This is a genomic window from Aeromonas veronii bv. veronii, from assembly GCF_000820225.1.
Taxonomy (GTDB): Bacteria; Pseudomonadota; Gammaproteobacteria; order Enterobacterales; family Aeromonadaceae; genus Aeromonas; species Aeromonas veronii.
Map to the genome: position 1 here is coordinate 20220 of NZ_CDDK01000002.1, position 19401 is coordinate 39620.

The 19401-nt window shown below is 43.7% G+C and carries 17 protein-coding genes and 2 pseudogenes; 18 read left to right on the forward strand and 1 reads right to left on the reverse strand.

Annotated elements, in window-relative coordinates; genetic code table 11:
• The 16 genes from BN1139_RS00110 (at position 1) to BN1139_RS00170 (ending at position 16882) form a co-directional block, all read left to right on the forward strand.
• Complete coding sequence (locus BN1139_RS00110; RefSeq protein WP_005350286.1) at positions 1–1062, forward strand: nucleotidyltransferase family protein; 1062 nt, start codon at positions 1–3, stop codon at positions 1060–1062.
• Entirely contained in the window at positions 1062–2033 is a 972-nt protein-coding gene (locus tag BN1139_RS00115) for a Gfo/Idh/MocA family protein (RefSeq protein ID WP_005350288.1), read from the forward strand. The genes BN1139_RS00110 and BN1139_RS00115 overlap by 1 nt, the downstream gene beginning before the upstream one ends.
• Before the next feature lie 23 nt (positions 2034–2056).
• On the forward strand, positions 2057–2746 hold the full coding sequence (locus BN1139_RS00120) for an acylneuraminate cytidylyltransferase family protein (protein WP_005350289.1): 690 nt from the start codon (positions 2057–2059) through the stop codon (positions 2744–2746).
• A complete protein-coding gene (locus BN1139_RS00125) occupies positions 2746–3516 on the forward strand; it encodes an oxidoreductase (RefSeq protein WP_005350291.1) in 771 nt (256 codons plus the stop codon). The genes BN1139_RS00120 and BN1139_RS00125 overlap by 1 nt, the downstream gene beginning before the upstream one ends.
• Before the next feature lie 252 nt (positions 3517–3768).
• Positions 3769–5055 carry an O-antigen polymerase gene (locus BN1139_RS20665; RefSeq protein WP_005350292.1) on the forward strand — a complete coding sequence of 429 codons (1287 nt, stop codon included), beginning with the start codon at positions 3769–3771 and terminating at the stop codon, positions 5053–5055.
• A 1-nt stretch (position 5056) separates the two neighbouring features.
• Complete coding sequence (locus BN1139_RS20670; protein WP_005350293.1) at positions 5057–6316, forward strand: hypothetical protein; 1260 nt, start codon at positions 5057–5059, stop codon at positions 6314–6316.
• A complete protein-coding gene (locus BN1139_RS00130; protein ID WP_005350294.1) occupies positions 6300–7445 on the forward strand; it encodes an N-acetyl sugar amidotransferase in 1146 nt (381 codons plus the stop codon). The genes BN1139_RS20670 and BN1139_RS00130 overlap by 17 nt, the downstream gene beginning before the upstream one ends.
• The gene (gene hisH, locus BN1139_RS00135; protein ID WP_005350295.1) at positions 7442–8062 is read left to right on the forward strand and encodes an imidazole glycerol phosphate synthase subunit HisH; all 621 of its coding nucleotides are present in this window, start codon (positions 7442–7444) and stop codon (positions 8060–8062) included. The genes BN1139_RS00130 and hisH overlap by 4 nt, the downstream gene beginning before the upstream one ends.
• Entirely contained in the window at positions 8063–8854 is a 792-nt protein-coding gene (locus tag BN1139_RS00140; protein WP_005350297.1) for an AglZ/HisF2 family acetamidino modification protein, read from the forward strand.
• A gap of 9 nt (positions 8855–8863) precedes the next feature.
• A complete protein-coding gene (locus BN1139_RS00145; RefSeq protein ID WP_005350299.1) occupies positions 8864–9901 on the forward strand; it encodes a polysaccharide biosynthesis protein in 1038 nt (345 codons plus the stop codon).
• Positions 9902–11023, forward strand: a complete 1122-nt coding sequence (wbjC, locus tag BN1139_RS00150) for a UDP-2-acetamido-2,6-beta-L-arabino-hexul-4-ose reductase (RefSeq protein ID WP_005350300.1) — start codon at positions 9902–9904, stop codon at positions 11021–11023.
• Between the two features lie 11 nt (positions 11024–11034).
• Entirely contained in the window at positions 11035–12168 is a 1134-nt protein-coding gene (gene wecB, locus BN1139_RS00155) for a non-hydrolyzing UDP-N-acetylglucosamine 2-epimerase (protein WP_005350301.1), read from the forward strand.
• Positions 12153–13346, forward strand: coding sequence for a glycosyltransferase family protein (locus BN1139_RS00160; RefSeq protein WP_232297605.1), 1194 nt, complete (start codon positions 12153–12155; stop codon positions 13344–13346). The genes wecB and BN1139_RS00160 overlap by 16 nt, the downstream gene beginning before the upstream one ends.
• The gene (locus BN1139_RS20675) at positions 13339–14304 is read left to right on the forward strand and encodes a UDP-glucose 4-epimerase family protein (protein ID WP_005350303.1); all 966 of its coding nucleotides are present in this window, start codon (positions 13339–13341) and stop codon (positions 14302–14304) included. Before BN1139_RS00160 ends, BN1139_RS20675 begins: the two co-directional genes overlap by 8 nt.
• A gap of 2 nt (positions 14305–14306) precedes the next feature.
• Positions 14307–14861 (forward strand): sugar transferase, encoded by a 555-nt coding sequence (locus tag BN1139_RS00165; RefSeq protein WP_005350304.1) that lies wholly within the window; start codon positions 14307–14309, stop codon positions 14859–14861.
• Between the two features lie 59 nt (positions 14862–14920).
• The gene (locus BN1139_RS00170) at positions 14921–16882 is read left to right on the forward strand and encodes a polysaccharide biosynthesis protein (RefSeq protein ID WP_005350305.1); all 1962 of its coding nucleotides are present in this window, start codon (positions 14921–14923) and stop codon (positions 16880–16882) included.
• Between the two features lie 87 nt (positions 16883–16969).
• Here BN1139_RS00170 and BN1139_RS20680 read toward each other — a convergent pair.
• Positions 16970–17813 (reverse strand): annotated as a pseudogene (locus BN1139_RS20680) (transposase); the annotation flags it as partial.
• A 74-nt stretch (positions 17814–17887) separates the two neighbouring features.
• On the opposite strand from BN1139_RS20680, the pseudogene BN1139_RS20685 reads away from it, so the two are divergent.
• Positions 17888–18052 (forward strand): annotated as a pseudogene (locus BN1139_RS20685) (dTDP-4-dehydrorhamnose 3,5-epimerase family protein); the annotation flags it as partial.
• Between the two features lie 128 nt (positions 18053–18180).
• Entirely contained in the window at positions 18181–19287 is a 1107-nt protein-coding gene (locus BN1139_RS00175; RefSeq protein ID WP_005350307.1) for an LPS O-antigen chain length determinant protein WzzB, read from the forward strand.
• The last annotated feature ends 114 nt before the right edge of the window (positions 19288–19401 follow it).

Genomic DNA, 19401 nt, shown 5'->3' on the forward strand with positions numbered 1-19401 from the left:
ATGAGCAAAAATTGGGAAAAAGTGGTGTTGTCGCCGGAACACTCGGTGCGTGATGCCCTGGCCGTGATCAATGAAGAGGCACTGCGGGTTTGTCTGGTCGTGGATGACGCGCGGCACTTGCTGGGCGTCGTGACCGATGGCGATGTTCGCCGTGCTATCCTGAACAATGTCTCCCTGACGCAAAGCGTCACGGCGGTGATGAACCCCAGCCCCATCACTGTCTCGGCAAAACTGACCCGTGCGCAGTTGCTGGAAACCATGCGAGCGCGCAGCGTACTTTCCCTGCCTGTGGTCGACGATGCGGGCAAGCTGATTGGGCTGGAAACCTGGGAGCAGGCGGCGCAAGCGCCGAGCTATGACAATCCCGTCTTCATCATGGCAGGGGGATTTGGTACACGGCTGCGCCCGCTGACCGACAATTGCCCCAAGCCCATGCTCAAGGTGGGTGACAAGCCGATACTGGAGACCCTGCTCAACCAGTTCCTCAAGGCTGGCTTCAAGAACATCTACATCTCCACCCACTATATGCCCGAGCAGATCACTAATTATTTTGGTGATGGTTCAGCCTGGGGGGCCAATATTCGCTACGTCTATGAAGAGACCCCGCTGGGAACCGGTGGTGCCCTGGGTCTGCTGCCCGACGACATTCTTGCCCTGCCGCTTATCATGATCAATGGCGACGTGCTTACAACAGTGGATTTCAATCGCTTGCTCGATTTTCATGTGGAAAACGGTGCTGATGCCACCATGTGTGTGCGTGAATATGATTACCAAATTCCCTACGGCGTTATCACGGGTGAGGGAAACAAGATCACCAGCATGATTGAAAAGCCGGTCCATCATTTCTTTGTCAATGCCGGGATTTATGTTGTTGCACCTCATGTCGTGCAATCTGTGGCCAAAGGGGAACGCATTGATATGCCAACTCTGCTTGAACAACATATGAATAAAAATAAGCAAGTCTTGATGTTTCCTATTCATGAGTACTGGTTGGATATCGGTCGCATGGAAGACTTCAATCGTGCTCAATCGGATATATCTTCACTGGGGCTACTCTCATAATGGAACGTATAGCTGTCATTGGCCTCGGTAATATATCGGTGCGTCACAGAAGAAATTTAAAGCACCTTTATCCATCCGCTTGTATCTACGCCATGTCAGCCAGTGGTCAGGCTGCCGCAGCGGATATCAGTGATTGTGATGTACTCGTCTCTTCAGTAGAAGGACTTATTCAGCATCGCATTGAGTTTGCGATCATCGCGTCCCCTGCGACCTTGCATGCTGCCCATGCCATCCCTCTGATAAAAGCGGGCATTCCTGTTCTGATTGAAAAACCCCTTGCGGCATCACTTGCCGATTGTGAGGCCATTCAGGCTGCTAGCCATGAGCATAATACTCCGGTGGCTGTCGGATATTGCCTTCGTTATTTGCCGTCGGCCATGCTTATGAAAGATCTGTTGAGTGAGCAAAAAATGGGCCGCTGCTACCATGTACTGGTTGAAACCGGGCAATACCTGCCTGATTGGCGCCCCAGCAAAGATTTTCGGCGCAGCGTTTCTGCTCGTGCGGAACTCGGGGGAGGGGTGTTGCTGGAGCTCAGTCACGAGTTCGATTATATCCAGTGGCTGCTTGGGCCGCTTCAAGTCAAATATGCAAGCTTGTCTTCTTCCGAAGAGCTTGGCCTGTCGGTTGAGGACATGGCCGATATCATGCTTGGCGACAAAACGGGCACCATTGCCACTGTTCATCTGGATTTTCTTCAACGGAAAGCACATCGCAAATGCCGTGTAATTGGCAGTGAAGGTACGTTGGAATGGGACCTGATTCAAAATTCGGTCTCATTGAGCTCAGCCAACGGTATTGAGGTCATTTATTGTGATCCCGCCTGGGATAAAAACCAGATGTACCTCGGCATGATTGTCGACTTTGTCAAGCTTATTCAGGGTGCCAAGAATCATAGCATCTCTATCGATGATGCCACACGAACGGTTGCACTGATTGAAGCAATCAAGGCGAACTCTCATCATCGATAACACCTAACTGGATCTCAAATCAGATGAAAAATTTTGCGTTCATTTTCGCACGAGGTGGCTCAAAAGGGTTGCCAGGAAAAAACATTCGTCCATTGGCGGGAAAACCTTTGGTGCAATATTCCATAGAGACGGCTCTGGCATCACCTTCGATTAGCCAGGTGTTTGTTTCTACGGATGATGCTGCCATTGCTAGCGTTGCAATCTCATCCGGCGCGGTCGTTATCGAGCGTCCCGTTGAATTAGCCACAGATACCAGCCCGGAGTGGCTGTCTTGGCGACATGCCATTGAATGGGCTACCGAGAATTATGGGGCATTCGATGGTTTCATCAGCTTGCCTGCAACCAGCCCACTGCGCGATGTGAATGATGTTGAAGCGGCCATTGCCAAACGTCGTGAGCAGAATGCCGATATCTGTATCTCCGTCACGCCAGCCAACCGCAGTCCCTATTTCAACATGGTAAAGGAAACGGTGGATGGCTGGGTCGAGTTGGTCAATAAACCGGCGTGTGATGTTGCTCGACGTCAGGATGCGCCCCAAGTTTTTGATATCACGACCGTGGTATATGCGACGACACCTGCTTTTGTGCTTGAACACTACGGGTTATTCTCTGGTAAAGTCACCAGTATCGAAGTGCCAAAAGAACGCGCTGTCGATATTGACGATATTTATGATTTCAAACTGGCAGAAGCGATCGTAGGAGAGCAGAAATAATGGAACATTTGTTGAATGAAAAGCGCATTCTGGTGGCAGGTGCTGGTGGCTTGCTTGGCTCTTGTCTTGTGCCCGCCATTCTTGCCCAAGGGGGCAAGGTTATCGCGGCCGATGTTAATGTTGATACCATGGCTCAACGTCTTGCCACTCAGGGTGTAGATACTGCAGACGACAATCTGACGTTGATACATCTGGATGTGACCAGTGAGGAAAGGCTCAAAGCATTTTTCGCACAGCAAGAACATATGAATGGAGCTGTTAACACGACCTATCCGAGAAACAAAACTTATGGTGCACATTTTTTTGATGTATCACTTGCCAGTTTTAATGAAAATATATCTCTTCATCTGGGTAGTGCTTTTTTGTTTACTCAACAATGTGCTTCTTATTTCAAATCTCATAAAACAGCCTTTTCATTAGTCAATATTTCATCCATTTATGGTGTTGTTACACCAAAGTTTGATATTTACAACAATACCAAAATGACCATGCCGGTCGAGTATGCTGCGATCAAATCTGCGATACAGCATTTGAGCAAGTATGCGGTAGCTTATGTCAATGACAGTCGTTTCAGGGTGAATAATGTGAGCCCTGGTGGCATATTTGATCATCAGCCAGACGCGTTTTGCCAAGCATACAAGAACCATACCCATGGTGCAGGCATGCTGGATGTATCGGAGATCATCGGCAGTATCATCTTCCTGTTGTCAGATCAGTCCAAGTATGTGACTGGGCAAAATATCATAGTAGATGACGGTTTTTCTTTGTGAGATTCATTTTATTAAAACTGTCTTCCTCATTACTAACTATATAGATATCTAATGTAGTTTATTACAGTGTGGTTTTAATAAGGATTTAGACTTGCTATTTTTTAATGTAAATACATATGCTATTAATCATGCATAAGAGAACATTTTAAATGTGTGCAAAAAATTGTAATGCACAAAATTCTCTCACATCATAATTAAATAAGTTATGTTGATTTTTTTGTGTTGTTTCCTTAAGTTTTAAGGGGGGGGGGGATGTTTGTTGATAAACTTTTTTGTTTAAGGGTTTTTATTTCTGTATTGTCATTAATAATATTTTGTCTTTTATATCTTTTTGATATCTATTTGTTTCCGTACTTTGTTATTTTTTGTTTTATTATATTTATGTGTAATATGCCAAGGCATATAGTATCACCTCTATCATTTTTTTATTTATATTATGGTGCCTTTTATATAGCTGCACCTCTATTTGCCGAAAGATATGCACAATCCCTTCAATTGAAAGAGTACTCAATTTCATTCTTGATGTTATACACAACGTTATCACTAGGTGTGTGTGCTATAAACTTTGGTGAAGTATATGCGAGTAAAAAAAGATATGTTGTAAAACATTTTGTTAAAGGTGATTTTACTTGGTATATAATATTCCTCCTTATGGTATCTAGTCTCATGTGTTACTTAATTGTATATTACTCAGGGGGATTACAGTATTGGATGGAATCACCTGGCGATGCATTTTTAAATAGGGCTGGTACGGGACCATTTGTTATATTAAGTCACTTTTCTTCTATATTTCTTGCGGTGTTAGTTGGCTACCATACTTATGAAAAAAAGAGTTTTCTATTATACTTTATATTTATAATTTGGTTGGCAATAACTAGCCCTGTGCATGGTAGTAAGATGCAAATTTCATTGCTTTTTTTGTTGTCTATAATGCCATGGATTAGATATCAACGTTTTTTGACTATAAAATCTTTATTGCTCTTTTCATTTTTGGTGGGGATCTTCTTTTTAGGTTTATATTTCAGAAATGCATCATGGGTAACGTTAGAGACAATATTGCCATATGCATTTAATTATTTTACTGCATTGGAAAATTTAGCTGTTTCTGTCAGGGACTTCGATGCGAATTTATTGACAACATTTTGGTTACCGTTTAATAAATTCTTGACGCCATTTGGTCTGTCAGATAGCTCCTTGTTTTATGATATGAATCACTATTTAACCGCAATATATTTCCCAGAAGCTTGGAAAATAAGAGCTACAGAGCAATGGCCTGTTGAAACAGATATGTATTTAAATTTTTATTTTGTTTTTGGTATTCCGTTGGTATTGTTTTATTTAAGTGTTGTCGGATATTTATATGGGCTTGCATTAAAGTTTGATAGACTAGGGTATTGGGCGTCTTCATTTTTAATGATAATTTTTATGATGTCCCATTTGAGAGGTAGTTTGTATAATCATGTTGATTTTTATATGTATCCATACATATTGTTTATATGGTTTTCCCTGTACAAATTTAGATTTTCAATAAGGGGGTGATATGTTTATGTATAGGTGGGATTATCTTAAAGCAATACGTAACGAGGTGGCTATTGATGAGTCATTCTACCAAAGATGTGGTGTTAGCCCATCATCATTTGGATACATGCCGAGGCCTCTAGTATGGCTTTCAAAATATAAAAAGTACAAAAACTCGGTTTTGTTTTTTTCTCTATTAACAAAGACATTTTTGTTTTTAGGTGGTTGGTTTTTTTTGTTTTCAATTGAATTAATTAAGTCGTGGTCAACCTTTAATAAAATAGATGGTGAAAAGCTAAATTTTGATTGCATTGTTATCGCATTTTCCGAAAGAACCTATGATGTAATTAAAAAAAACAAATCATTAATTACAGAGGATTATGTATGGATATGTTTCCCATGGAATCAGAAACCCAATGAGTGCAATTATATTGATTGTTATAACCTAATATCTAAATGGGAAGCTGTAAGAATATTATTCGGTAGTTTATTTCTTGCATATTATTTTAATTTTATTAAAAATGGTACTTGGGTTTTACAATTTTATACCATGTATAGATGGATGCTTGTTAGGCATGCCTTGTCAAAATTGAGTGCAGAAAGTTATGTTTGTACAGAGCATTTTGACCGTTGGGCAATTTTGTTAGATTGTGCCTTGCAAGAAAAGAATGAAAGAGGTATGAGTTTTCGCTTTATGTTATTCCAGCATGGCATTCTGAAGCAATTAAGTGAAGATGGAAAAAATTATATTCATCACTTTGAGTTCGATTTGCCATCCAAGCTGCACATGGTGACAGATGTTTATGCATACGATTTAGAATCAATTAGTATTTTTAAGCATGAAATAATAAATGACTCTGTTGTAAGTAAAGTGAAATTCAATTCTGTTTCTATGGGGTTTTCCCTCGCAAAAGAAATATTTCGCCATCAACATGAAATGGAAATGAGGAGGTCAATATTAATTGTTGGACATCCTCTCTGTTTTGGACAACAACTTAACATATATAATAGAATCTCAGGTCTAGCTGTTGTTTATTATAAGCCTCACCCTACAACTATACCATCTGATATAATGCTTAACGTTGGTTGGGAAGTAATTGAAGATAAAGCTTGTTTTCCAAAGGTTGATTTTTTGATATCATATCCCTCAACTTTGGTTGTTGAGTATAAGACGTTGGGTATTGATTCCGTAGTTCATCCACTAAATGCAAGTATTGTGGATATTGAGACATGTATTGTTTCCACTTTAAAAAGGCTTGGTTATTATGCCCCAAAAGAATGAATATGCAATTTGCACACAGTGTATAATGGATACAACAGATCCACACATTGTTTTTGATACTAATGGTGTGTGTAATTATTGTCATAACTTTAGTGAGGCAATCAAACCTACCTGGCATACGGATGAAAAAGGCTCAGCTGTACTTGCGCATTTGGCTGATAAAATCCGTAAAGAATCGAGAGGAAATGACTTCGATTGTATTATTGGTTTATCTGGTGGCTTGGATAGTTCTTATGCAGCCCATATTGCAGTTAAAAAAATGGGATTGAGGCCACTTTTATTCCATGTAGATGCTGGTTGGAATACTGACCAAGCAGTGGGAAATATTGAAAAACTGGTTGATGGACTAGGCTTGGATCTGTATACCGAAGTGGTAAATTGGGATGAAATGAAGCGCCTTCAAGTTGCCTTTTTGCGCTCAGGTATCCCAGATCAGGATCTTGTTCAGGATGCAGCTTTTTTCTCTGGTCTGTACAAGTTTGCTCGTCAGCATGGCATTAAACACATTATCACCGGTTCTAACTTTTCTACCGAGTGTTGTCGTGAACCAGAAGAGTGGGGCGGTTATCTGGGGATTGACAGAAGCTTATTTGGCGATATCTGGAAAAAGTTTGGCAAGGGCGAACTGAAGTCGTTCCCGCTGACAGATATACTTGTTTATAAGTTGTGGTATCAGAAGATCTTGGGAATGAAAGTGCACCATCCGCTCAATATGGTGCCTTATGTTAAGAAAGATGCTGAAGATGAGCTGGAACAGTTGTACGGATGGCAACGCTTCAAGCATAAGCATCATGAGTCGCGCTTTACTCGTTTTTATGAAGATTACTGGTTGCCACGTCGTTTTGGTTTTGAGAAGCGTAGGGCTCACTTTTCCAGTCTGATTATGACTGGCCAAATGACTCGTGCAGAGGCGCTTGATAGGATTTCACGCCCTGAAATGGATGAACACTTCCTACAGCAGGAGTTTGAGTATGTTGCACACAAGCTGGGGTTAACGGTCGTGGAATTACAGGAGCTGTTCGGCAGCCCCAAGAAAACTTACCGTAATTATAGGAATAAGCGCTGGATGATAGGCTTGGGTGCGAATATCCTACGCTGGCTTGGTTTGGAAAAGAGGTACTTCCGTTGATTCGTATCATCGACTATGGCGTAGGAAATATTCAGGCTTTTCTTACTCTTTTTAAACGACAAGGGATTACGGCTGAAAAAGCCAGTACTATAGAAGAGTTACAAGATGCTACCCGGCTTATCTTGCCCGGGGTAGGGCATTTTGATCATGCGATGCAGTGCTTGAATGATTCAGGTTTGCGACCAGAATTAGAGCGCCTAGTATTAAAAGAGTCTGTGCCTGTTATTGGTATTTGCGTGGGGATGCAAATGCTGGCTGATAGTTCTGAAGAAGGGACTTTGCCTGGCTTGGGCTGGATCCCTGGGAAAGTGAAGTCATTTGCATCTAATCCCCTAATGGCAAAGTTACCTATGCCACATATGGGGTGGAATACTTTGCAAACAAAGCCTGCCTCCCGTTTGTTTCAAGCCGGCTTTGATGATGAACCACAGTTTTATTTCTTACATTCTTATTATTTTGATGCCGAAGATAAAAATGATGTTGCAGCATCGGCTTTTTATGGCACTGATTTTGACGTAGTTGTATCGCGTGGGCATATGCATGGTGTGCAGTGCCACCCGGAAAAAAGTCACCATTGGGGCGCTCAGCTTCTTAAAAACTTTGCAGAGTTTGGTTAAATGTTACGAGCACGAATTATTCCTTGTTTGCTAGTGCATGACGGTGGCCTAGTAAAAACACAAAAATTTAAAGATGCCAAATATGTTGGTGATCCAATTAATGCTGTAAAAATATTTAATGAAAAAGAAGCTGATGAGCTTATGGTCTTGGATATCGATGCATCAGTTAATGGTGTTGAACCTGATTTCAAGCTTATTGAAAAGTTAGCCGCTGAATGTCGTATGCCTCTTTGCTATGGTGGTGGTGTTACCCGAGCGGAACAAGCAGAAAAAATTATTGCTATGGGAGTAGAAAAGGTTGCTGTAAGCGCTGCCGCTATCGAAAGGCCTGAGCTCCTTACTCAAATGGCTGGTGCAGTGGGTAAGCAATCAGTTGTTGCTGTACTTGATATAAGAAAAAAGAGAGGTTTGTTTTCCAAGGGCTATGAGGTATGCACACACAATGCAACTAAAGTTGTTAAACACGATCCTGTTGAATTAGCTAAAATATTACAGGATGCCGGAGCTGGCGAGATTGTGATTAACTTTGTCGATCAGGATGGCATGATGCAAGGTTACGACATGGATTATGCTAGTGAATTTAAGCGTGTCTTATCTGTACCTGTCACGTTTCTTGGTGGTGCTGGTTCAATGGAACACATTAGTCAACTGATTCACCGTTTTGGTGTTGTTGGTGCTGCTGCAGGTAGTTTGTTTGTTTTCAAGGGTAAGTATAGGGCTGTGCTGATTAATTACCCAACACCGCAACAGAAATTGACACTATGTCGTGATGCTATGGATATCAAGGGTTAGGGTAGCAATATGTTTAAAGATAAAATTCTGATGATAACTGGTGGTACCGGCTCTTTTGGAAATGCTGTTCTTGATCGTTTTCTTAATACAGAAGTAAAAGAAATTCGCATTTTTTCTCGCGATGAAAAAAAGCAAGATGATATGCGTAAAAGATATAATACTTCTAAATTGAAGTTTTATATTGGTGATGTACGCGATTATCGGAGCATCCTTAATGCCACTCGTGGCGTAGATTTTATCTATCATGCTGCCGCGTTAAAACAGGTTCCCTCCTGTGAGTTTTACCCAATGGAAGCGGTGAAGACTAATGTATTGGGCACTGAAAATGTGTTAGAAGCTGCGATTCAAAATGAAGTTAAACGGATTGTTTGTCTAAGCACTGACAAAGCGGTGTACCCTATCAATGCCATGGGCATCTCCAAGGCTATGATGGAAAAGGTGATCGTAGCTAAATCACGTAATGTTGATCCGGCCAAGACGGTGATCAGCACCACCCGTTATGGTAACGTTATGGCTTCCCGTGGCTCTGTGATCCCCTTGTTCTTGCGCCAAATCATCAGCGGTGATCCGCTGACTGTCACCGATCCAAACATGACTCGCTTTATGATGACGCTCGATGATGCGGTCGATCTGGTATTGCACGCCTTTGAGCATGGCACCAACGGCGACATCTTTGTGCAAAAAGCGCCGGCGGCTACTATCGATGTATTGGTCAAAGCGTTATTGCAAGTCACCCATAAGCCTGAGCATCAAGTGAATGTGATTGGCACCCGCCATGGCGAAAAACTCTATGAGGCCTTGTGTAGCCGTGAAGAGATGTTTGTGGCTGAAGATCAGGGCGGTTATTACCGTATTCCATCCGACAATCGCGATTTGAACTACTCCAAGTACAACGAAGAAGGCGAAAAGAATTTGTCGGTCGTTGAAGATTACAACTCCCACAATACCGAGCGTTTAGATGTGGCGGGTATGGTTAAATTGCTGCATAAACTCGACTTTATCCGGGACATTGAGGCTGGTAGCCTGATCGTGCCTGAAGGGGTGTAAATGAATATTCTTGTCACCGGCGCCAACGGATTCATTGGCAAAAACCTGCGGATATTTTTAGCCGAACAAGGTTTTACAGATGTGACATGTTTTGAGCAAGACCATTCTTATACTGATCTAGCTAATATGGTTGCCAAAACTGAATTTGTATTTCATTTGGCTGGAGTGAACAGGCCTAAAGATGAAATTGAATTTTCCCAAGGCAATACCGATTTAACCAAACGCTTGGTTTCCTTGTTAAGTAAAACAGGCCGCTACATTCCGCTGGTATTAACTTCATCCATTCAGGCTGATCGCGACAATGCCTATGGCAAAAGCAAGGCGGCCGCAGAGCAAGTCGCCCTTGATTATATGCGTCAAACGGGTAGCCCTGCGTATGTGTATCGCTTGGCCAATGTGTTTGGTAAATGGTGTCGTCCAAACTATAACTCGGCTGTAGCTACTTTTTGTCATAATACTGTACATGATTTGCCCATCACTATTCATGATGCCAATGCGCCTTTGGCGTTGGTCTATATCGATGATGTGTGTGCCAGCTTTATCAATTTGCTAAGTGGTAAACAACCAAGCGATTATCAACAAGGCGGTTATAAAGAAGTTGAGCCTGTTTATTACACCACAGTAGGAGCTGTGGCAGAGGCTTTGCAGAAATTTAAACAAAGCCGGATTAACTTGATCACTGAAGAGGTAGGTTCCGGGCTAATGCGGGCCCTTTATGCTACCTATTTAAGTTATTTTTCACCCAGTAACTTTGCTTATACTGTACCGGGTTATACCGACCCACGTGGCAGCTTTGTTGAAATGTTAAAAACCCCATCAGCCGGGCAAATTTCTTTTTTTACTGCCCACCCAGGGGTAACCCGTGGCGGCCATTATCATCACACTAAAAATGAAAAGTTTTTAGTGATTAAGGGTACTGCGAACTACCGTTTTAAGCAGATAATTACCGGTGAAGAATATTCAATTACCGTTGATTCTGGTGAGTATAAAATCATTGAAACCGTACCCGGTTGGACGCACGATATCACTAATATAGGCGAAGACGAGTTGATCGTAATGCTGTGGGCAAACGAGGTTTTTGACCGTAGCAAGCCCGACACTATCGCCCGCCCATTAGCATGAGCTTGTTGACTATGAAAAATAAAATGAAAGTAATGACAGTGGTGGGCACTCGCCCAGAAATTATTCGTTTGTCACGAGTGTTAGCTGCGTTAGATGAACATTGCGAGCATATTTTGGTACACACTGGCCAAAATTATGATTTTGAATTAAACCAAGTTTTTTTTGATGACCTTGGCGTGCGCAAGCCAGATTATTTTTTAAGTGCGGCAGGCTGCACTGGTGCTGAAACGATCGGCAATGTGATCATTGGTGTGGATAAGGTATTAGCCGAGGTGAACCCCGATGCCATGCTGGTGCTCGGTGATACCAACAGTTGTATGGCGGTGATCCCAGCTAAGCGCCGCAAAATTCCCACCTTCCATATGGAGGCAGGTAATCGCTGCTTTGATATGCGTGTGCCGGAGGAGATTAACCGCCGCATTGTGGATCACACCGCAGATATTAATTTGACCTACAGCAGCATAGCTCGTGACTATTTACTGGCAGAGGGTATACCTGCTGACCGCGTCATTAAAACCGGCAGCCCGATGTTTGAAGTGCTCAACAACTATATGTCGCAGATTGACGGTTCAGATATATTAAGCCGCTTGCAACTCGAAGCTGGTAAATTTTTTGTGATCAGCGCACATCGTGAGGAGAACGTCGATTCACCGAAAAATCTGATAAAATTGGGCCAGATTTTAAATGGTTTGGCTGAACAATATGGCTATCCAGTGATTGTTTCCACCCATCCGCGAACTCGTAAGCGTATCGAGGAGCAAGGGCTTGAATTTAACCCCTTGGTGCAGTTGTTAAAGCCATTAGGCTTTCACGACTATAATAAACTGCAGAAATCCGCCAAGGCAGTGCTCTCCGATAGTGGGACTATAAGTGAAGAATCTTCTATCATGAACTTTCCTGCCCTGAATATCAGGGAGGCCCATGAGCGCCCAGAAGCGTTTGAAGAAGCCTCGGTCATGATGGTTGGGCTCGAGATTGATCGGGTATTTCAAGCGTTACAGGTTTTGGACTCGCAACCTATGGGTGATGATCGGTTATTACGCCCCGTATATGATTACAGCATGCCAAATGTTTCCGATAAGATCGTACGAATTGTGCATAGCTATCGGGATTATGTGATGCGTACTGTATGGAAACAGTATTAATGCTTAAACGTTTAGATTTGGTGATTATTAATCGCAGTTTCTGGCCGGTTTACCCTGTTATCGGTGAAGCGCTTATGCGCTTCGCCGAACAACAATCACTCTCCAAAAACGTGGGTGTTATTTTGCAGGATCATGCCGGAATTAAAGAGCATCTTACACACGAGAAGCGTGGCTTGGGTGTTAATTTTTACCCTTGCCATGCGCTTTCTGTTTCGGGTAGTAGCATTCTTCGTCGTGTAGCAGATGCTGTTTATTTCATGTTGTGGGTATTTTCCATTTTATTGCTTAAGCGTCCGAAGAAGGTATATGTTTCTACTGATCCTCCAGTATTGGTTCCTTTTATCGTAATGATTTATTGCAAGCTTTTTCGTGCGCAATTTGTTTATCACTTACAGGATATACATCCTGAGGCCGCGAATGTTGTCATGCCTGTTCAGCCAATGTTGTTTCGCCTATTAAAGTCCATGGACTCACTTACAATGCGAAGTGCGGATTCGCTGATCACTATTACAGACCAAATGGCTGAACAAATAAAAGAGCGCTCTTCAACAAGAGTACCGATCAAAACTCTTGTTAATCCATCTGTTTCCTTTGAGCATGTTATTGCTCCTGATGTTAAAAAGGTTGGCTTTACCTTTTGTGGTAATGCAGGACGCTTGCAACGTATACCCCTGATAATCCAGGCGATTGATCAGTATTGTCAAGCTGGTGGGACATTACCCTTTGTATTTGCTGGGGCTGGCGTATATGCTGATGAGTTGGAAAAGCTTGCGGAAAAGCATGTCAATGTTACCTACAAGGGGTTGGTTTCTGCATCAGAAGCCGCACAGTTAAGTGCTGACTATGAATGGGCACTACTGCCCATTGAGGATGACGTAACTAAATTTGCATTTCCTAGCAAGTCTTCGTCTTATATTCTTGCCGGAGCAAAGATTATTGCTGTTTGTGGTTGTAATACCAGCGTTGCAAAATGGGTAACAACAAATGCTATCGGTGTCGTTGTTGAACCCTGCGTTGACTCACTACGCCAATTTTTCTTTGCCATTGAACATAATGAATATAGTAATGTGCAGCTCAACATGGATCGAGATATCTTGAAAGCTCGCCTAGGCTTTGATGTATTTGTGAATGATTTGACTGAGTTGGTTGTGGGTGATAGAGGACTTGAACATGGCTAAGGTTCTACTTACCGGTGCGACAGGTTTCGTTGGTTCAACTTTGCTAGCAAGGCTAAAAAAACAGTCAGAAATTCAAGTTGTTGTGACTACTAGGAAAGATACACCCGAGACTGATGTAAACACTATCTTTGTCGGTGACGTTGATGGTGCTACGGATTTTTCTGTTGCACTTAGAGATACCGATACGGTTATTCATTGTGCTGCTCGAGCTCATATTATGTCGGACGATGTTCCTGACGCATTGTCTGAATACAGACGAGTCAATGTCGCCGGAACTTTGAATCTTGCACAGCAAGCTGTAAAGTATGGAGTCAAACGATTTATTTTCATCAGCTCAATTAAAGTCAATGGTGAGTCAACAACAAGTAAGCCTAAATTCACTGCATTTGATATACCAGCACCTTTAGATGCATATGGACAATCGAAGATGGAAGCTGAGCAAGCGTTGTTCGAACTGTCTCGAGAGACAAGCATGGAAGTTGTTATCATTCGGCCAACTTTGGTATATGGACCTGCAGTTAAAGCAAATTTTGCATCGCTTTTTGGTATTGTCTTGAAAGGTATCCCACTTCCTTTCGCATGTATTTGTAATAATAAGCGAAGCTTGGTTTCGGTTACGAATTTAGTTGATTTGATCGTTACTTGTATTGAACATCCTAAAGCTGCAAATCAAACTTTCTTGGTTTCAGATGACCATGATGTTTCAACATCAGAGATGGTCCGTGAAATGGCGATAGCACTTGGAAAACCAACGTGGCAAATACCCGTGCCTGTCTGGTGCTATGCGTTGGCTGGTAAGCTTTTTAGCAAGTCGGATATAGTGGACAGATTGACTGGCTCATTGCAGGTTGATATCACCCATACGAAAGAAACCCTAGATTGGATACCAAAAGAAACAATGCAAGAGGGGTTTAAAAAAACAGCAGTTACATTTCTTCAATCAAAAAGTAGCAGGTAATCATGTTTCGTCTCTTAGATTTTCTCGCCGCATTATTCGGTCTACTGTTGTTATGGCCAGTGTTGCTCATCGTTAGCTTTATCGGCTTATTTGACACAGGTTCCCCCATTTTTGTACAAGAACGTGTTGGGCGTTACAAAAAACCATTCAAGTTGATTAAATTTCGTACTATGTCGGTCGATACCCAGTCGGTGGCGAGCCACTTGGCGAGCACAAGTTCGATCACCAAGTTAGGTGCCTTTCTACGCAAGACTAAAATTGATGAACTTCCACAACTAATCAATGTGCTTAAAGGTGAGATGAGTCTGGTTGGGCCGAGACCTAATCTCTTTAATCAGGAGGAGCTGATAAAAGAGCGGGATGCCTTAGGGGTTTATGAGGTGTTACCTGGGATTACCGGCTTGGCACAGGTACAAAATATCGATATGTCGACCCCTGCATTGCTTGCCAAAATAGATCGGCAGATGATTGATACCCTCACCTTAACTAGCTACTTTCGTTATATCATCATGACTGCAACTGGTAGCGGTGCAGGCGATGCAGTTGGATCGAAATAATCTTGTACCGAGTAGCTTCACCTTATCTGACTTACCGCTATTAACGAGATGGTGCCATTATGTTAACCTCTTTCTTGGCTATCCCCCGTGTTTATAAACGGGGGATTAGCGTCTGTGCTGATCTGCTATTGCTAACTGTGGCATTCTGGGGTGGTTATTGGGTGCGGCTGGATGCCAATATTCCATTGCAGAGTGCACTGCACTGGCAAATGCTAGCGTTGTTACTACCGATCACCATCGTAATTTTTATGCGGTTAGGGCTGTATCGCGCAGTATTACGCTATGTCGGTTTCAAGGTGTTGTGGACGGTGTCACTCGGTGTTCTCCTTTCCACCATGTCTTTGGTCATGCTGGCGTTTTTTATGGAAGTTCCACTTCCCAGAACGGTTTCGGTTATCTATTTTGCATTTTCAGTGTTGCTGATCGGTGGTGTGCGACTGTTTTTCCGGGCGCTGGTACAGCGTAGTGCTCAGCAACGTGTTGCGGTGCTGATTTACGGTGCAGGCTCTTCTGGGCGCCAGTTACAACTGGCGTTGAATCAAGGGCAGGAGTATCTGCCGGTGGCATTTGTTGATGATGATCCCGCTTTGGTTAAAACCGTGATCCAGGGGGTGAACGTTTACAGTACGGACGCTATCGAAGCATTGATCGAGCGCTTTGATATTAAAAAGATCTTGTTGGCCATGCCGAGTGCTTCGCGTAGTGTCAGGCAAGCGGTAATCAATAGGCTGGAACAGTGTCCATGTGAGGTCCTGTCTATCCCTGGTATGGCTGATCTGGTCGAGGGAAATGCTCATATCGATGAGCTAAAAGAGGTCAGTATTGAGGATTTATTGGGACGTGATGCAGTGGCCCCAATTCCTGAGCTGATTAACGCTAATATATGTGGCAAGCGTGTGATGGTGACTGGAGCGGGTGGTTCTATCGGTTCTGAATTGTGTCGTCAGATCATCCGTTGTAAGCCCACGCAACTGGTGTTGTTTGAGCTGTCTGAATATGGCTTGTATGCCATTGATAAAGAGCTACAAGAAATTAGTTACCACGAAGGGTTGCAGGTTGAGATAGTGCCATTACTAGGGTCGGTTCAGCGGCAACATCGCGTGCAAGCAGTGATGAGTACCTTCAAAATCCAGACTGTTTACCATGCTGCTGCTTACAAGCATGTCCCGCTGGTTGAATACAACGTTGTTGAAGGGGTGCGCAATAATGTTTTTGGTACCCTTTACTGTGCTCAGGCCGCTATCAGGGCCAAGGTTGAAACCTTTGTGCTGATTTCAACTGATAAGGCAGTGCGGCCCACTAATACCATGGGCACCACCAAGCGATTGGCCGAACTGGTATTGCAATCGTTGGCTGCCGCGCAACGGCAAACCCGTTTTTGCATGGTGCGTTTTGGTAATGTCCTAGGCTCTTCGGGTTCTGTGGTACCGTTGTTTCGCAAGCAGATTCGCGATGGTGGCCCCTTAACCTTGACTCACCCTGACATCATTCGTTATTTCATGACCATTCCTGAGGCATCGCAATTGGTGATCCAGGCGGGAGCTATGGGGCAGGGGGGGGATGTGTTTGTGTTGGACATGGGTGAGCCGGTCAAGATCATTGATTTGGCGCATCGGATGATCCGTTTGAGTGGCCTGAAGCTCAAGAGCGAACAACATCCCACTGGGGATATTGAGGTTAAGATCACTGGCTTGCGACCTGGCGAGAAGTTGTTTGAAGAGCTGTTAATTGGTGAACAGGTTGAGGGCACTGCCCATCCCCGGATTATGAAAGCCTCAGAGTCGATGTTGCCATGGCCACAACTACGAGCGTTTTTGGCTGAGCTCGATAATGCGTGTTTCCGCTTTGATCATGAGCAGATCCGTAGCCTGCTATTAAGTATGCCGACAGGTTTTAATCCCACCGATGGGATCTGCGATCTGGTGTGGCAGGCAAAAAATACTTTGCCACATGAACCGTGCCTAGGTGTAGTCGAGGACATTGATTTTCTTAATTCAGAGAGTCATCAGTCAATGCATTAGGCGGCTGGTCTTATTGCATGCACCGTGTTTGTGTGAATGGCGGATTGGATAGATGGACAGAGGGGCGACATTGTAGTGGTCAACTAAACCGGAGACTTGGTTAGGCCGAACCTCCGCTTTGCTGGCGGCATCTCGTCATTGTGTTTATGTGGACGCCGCCAGTTGTAGTAATTCATCAGGTAATAACTGGTATCCCGCTTTTCTTCCCGCAGGCTTATATATCCCGTTGCCGGGAGCCACTCTAACTTCTGGCTTCTGAACATCGATTAGGTTGCTGGACATCAAATTTGCGGGCCAGCAGATTGGGAATATCCGGTTGTTCAGACTGTGGCTCCTTATAACGGTGTGCGCTCGGCTGTTTGGATGCCAGCCCGGCTTCCTTCATCAGGTTACGTACTTTGAATTGGCCAATTTGATATTCCTACTCCTACATCATCGACACCAAGGCACGGTTGCCTGCTGAGCTCCGCTCTCTTTGAACAGCCGACGCAACTCGCTGCGCTGCTATATCCGCTCACGGTTAATCGTCCACTTGTGAGCCGGATAATCCTAAAACCAGGATATGGGAATATCGAAAACGCAGCAGACCAGGGGGAAGGAGGCTTGCTCCCTTAATCGGTCTATCAACGCGTACGTGTGAGCTCGTCCGTCATCAAGAGAGCTGTAGCCTTTTTAGAATGTCCTTTTCACGCTCGAGCTGGTTGATGCGGGCTTCCAGCTCTTGAATTTTCTGCTGTTCAGGTGTCAGCGATTTACTGGTTGGGGTTGTGCCATTGCATTCTGAGTGAAGCTGCTGAACCCAGCGGCGAAGTACGGTTTCACCGACATCCAGTGCACGGTTGGCTTCGAGGGCAGAATATCCCTGGTCGGGCACCAGGGATGCGGCTTCTAGTTTGAATTCGGTAGTAAATGAGCGACGTAATCTTGTCATTGAATACCTCAGATTATGGTGGCGACTGGACCACCTAAAATGGTGTCCAGGATGATCAGAGCACTACAGGTTGTCGATTAAATGCAGAACTCGGCAAACTTATATGGCTCCAGCCCGGTTTTGCGCACGGTTTTTATGTGCTAAGTGACAGCACGGATGTTTTTTGCAGATGCAGCGATTACTATCATCCTTGGGATGAAGCTGCCATTCAATGGGATAGCCCTAAATTGGCGATATAATGGCCATTATCTGAGCTGTGGCGCTTATTGCTATCGGATAAAGATCGCTAGGCCCCCTGTTTTCTTGGTGCGCCTTAATTGTGTTCATGTTGTAATATTTTTTAACCTTGAGAATGAAGAGAGATAAAATGAGCGAAAAAACGCCAGTCATTCCTAACCCGTGGGTACAATCGCCGGTGTCAGATGAGAGATATCTACGAGAGTTGGTGTTGGAGCTTTGGCGCCAAAAGGTTTTGATACTATTGGTGACCTTGTTGTTTGCCATCGCAGGTATTGGCTACGCCATGACCGCACGTCAGGTATGGACCAGTCAGGCTCTTGTTTCGGAGCCATCATTCTCCCAAGTTGCCCCCCTACAACTAGCTGTCGATAAAATTCAAGCAATTATGTCCAGCAATAGCAATAGCAATAGCAATGTAGCACTTCTGACGACAGCAGCGTTTTCCTCGCTTGAGCAACCTGCTATTTATAATAGCTTTATCTCAGCCTTTAACAGTATGAATAATAAACGGAATTTTTTGATACAAGAAGGTGTCTATGCAGCAGAGATGGAGAGATCTAAGGTCTCTGATAAGCGTGGTGAACGTGAGCTAATGAGTAAGTTAGCTGAGTCCATATCTGCTAAGGCTATGGATAAAACAAGTCAAGACATGACGTTGAGTTTTTCTGCTGAAACGCCTGAGCTTGCTCAACAGCGATTGGTGAAGTACATCGACTTTGTCCAGCAGCAGCAACTCAAAAGCAAAAATGCAGAGCTGCAATCTATATGGCAAAACAGAATAAAGGCTCTGACCGCACAATACGATAGTGTCAAGGCTGATACTTTGCTGAAAAGACAGGAAGAGCTTCAACGGGTCGGATATAGTCTGCGCATTAGCAAGGCTGCGGGGGTGGATGTGCCCCTTGAGAGAATTGATAGCCAAGAGATTTTCAACATTCAGCTAGGTGCGAAAGGTCTAGCTGAAAAACTGAACATATTGAGTGAGATTAAAGATCCTGAACTGCTTAACCCGGAATTAGGAAAGATTCGTCTGCAATTAAGCAGTTTAAAAGCGTTGAAACTTCAAAATGCTGAATTTGTGTCGTTTAACATGATCGATTCACCAGAAGAACCGTTTAGTCGTGACAAACCCAAGCGTCCGTTAATTGTTGTATTGGCCATTCTGCTGGGGGGCATGCTGGGCGTTGCTATCGTGCTGGTACGCCATGCTTTTTGTCGGCCAGAAGCGGTATAATGTTAGTGGTGACTGAATCGAGGGGGCAATAGGCCCCCTTTCTTTTTATCTATTTCTTCTGTGCCCTTTCAATGTTGGGTTGGCCTAAGGAGCTGGGCTGTGACATTAACACGA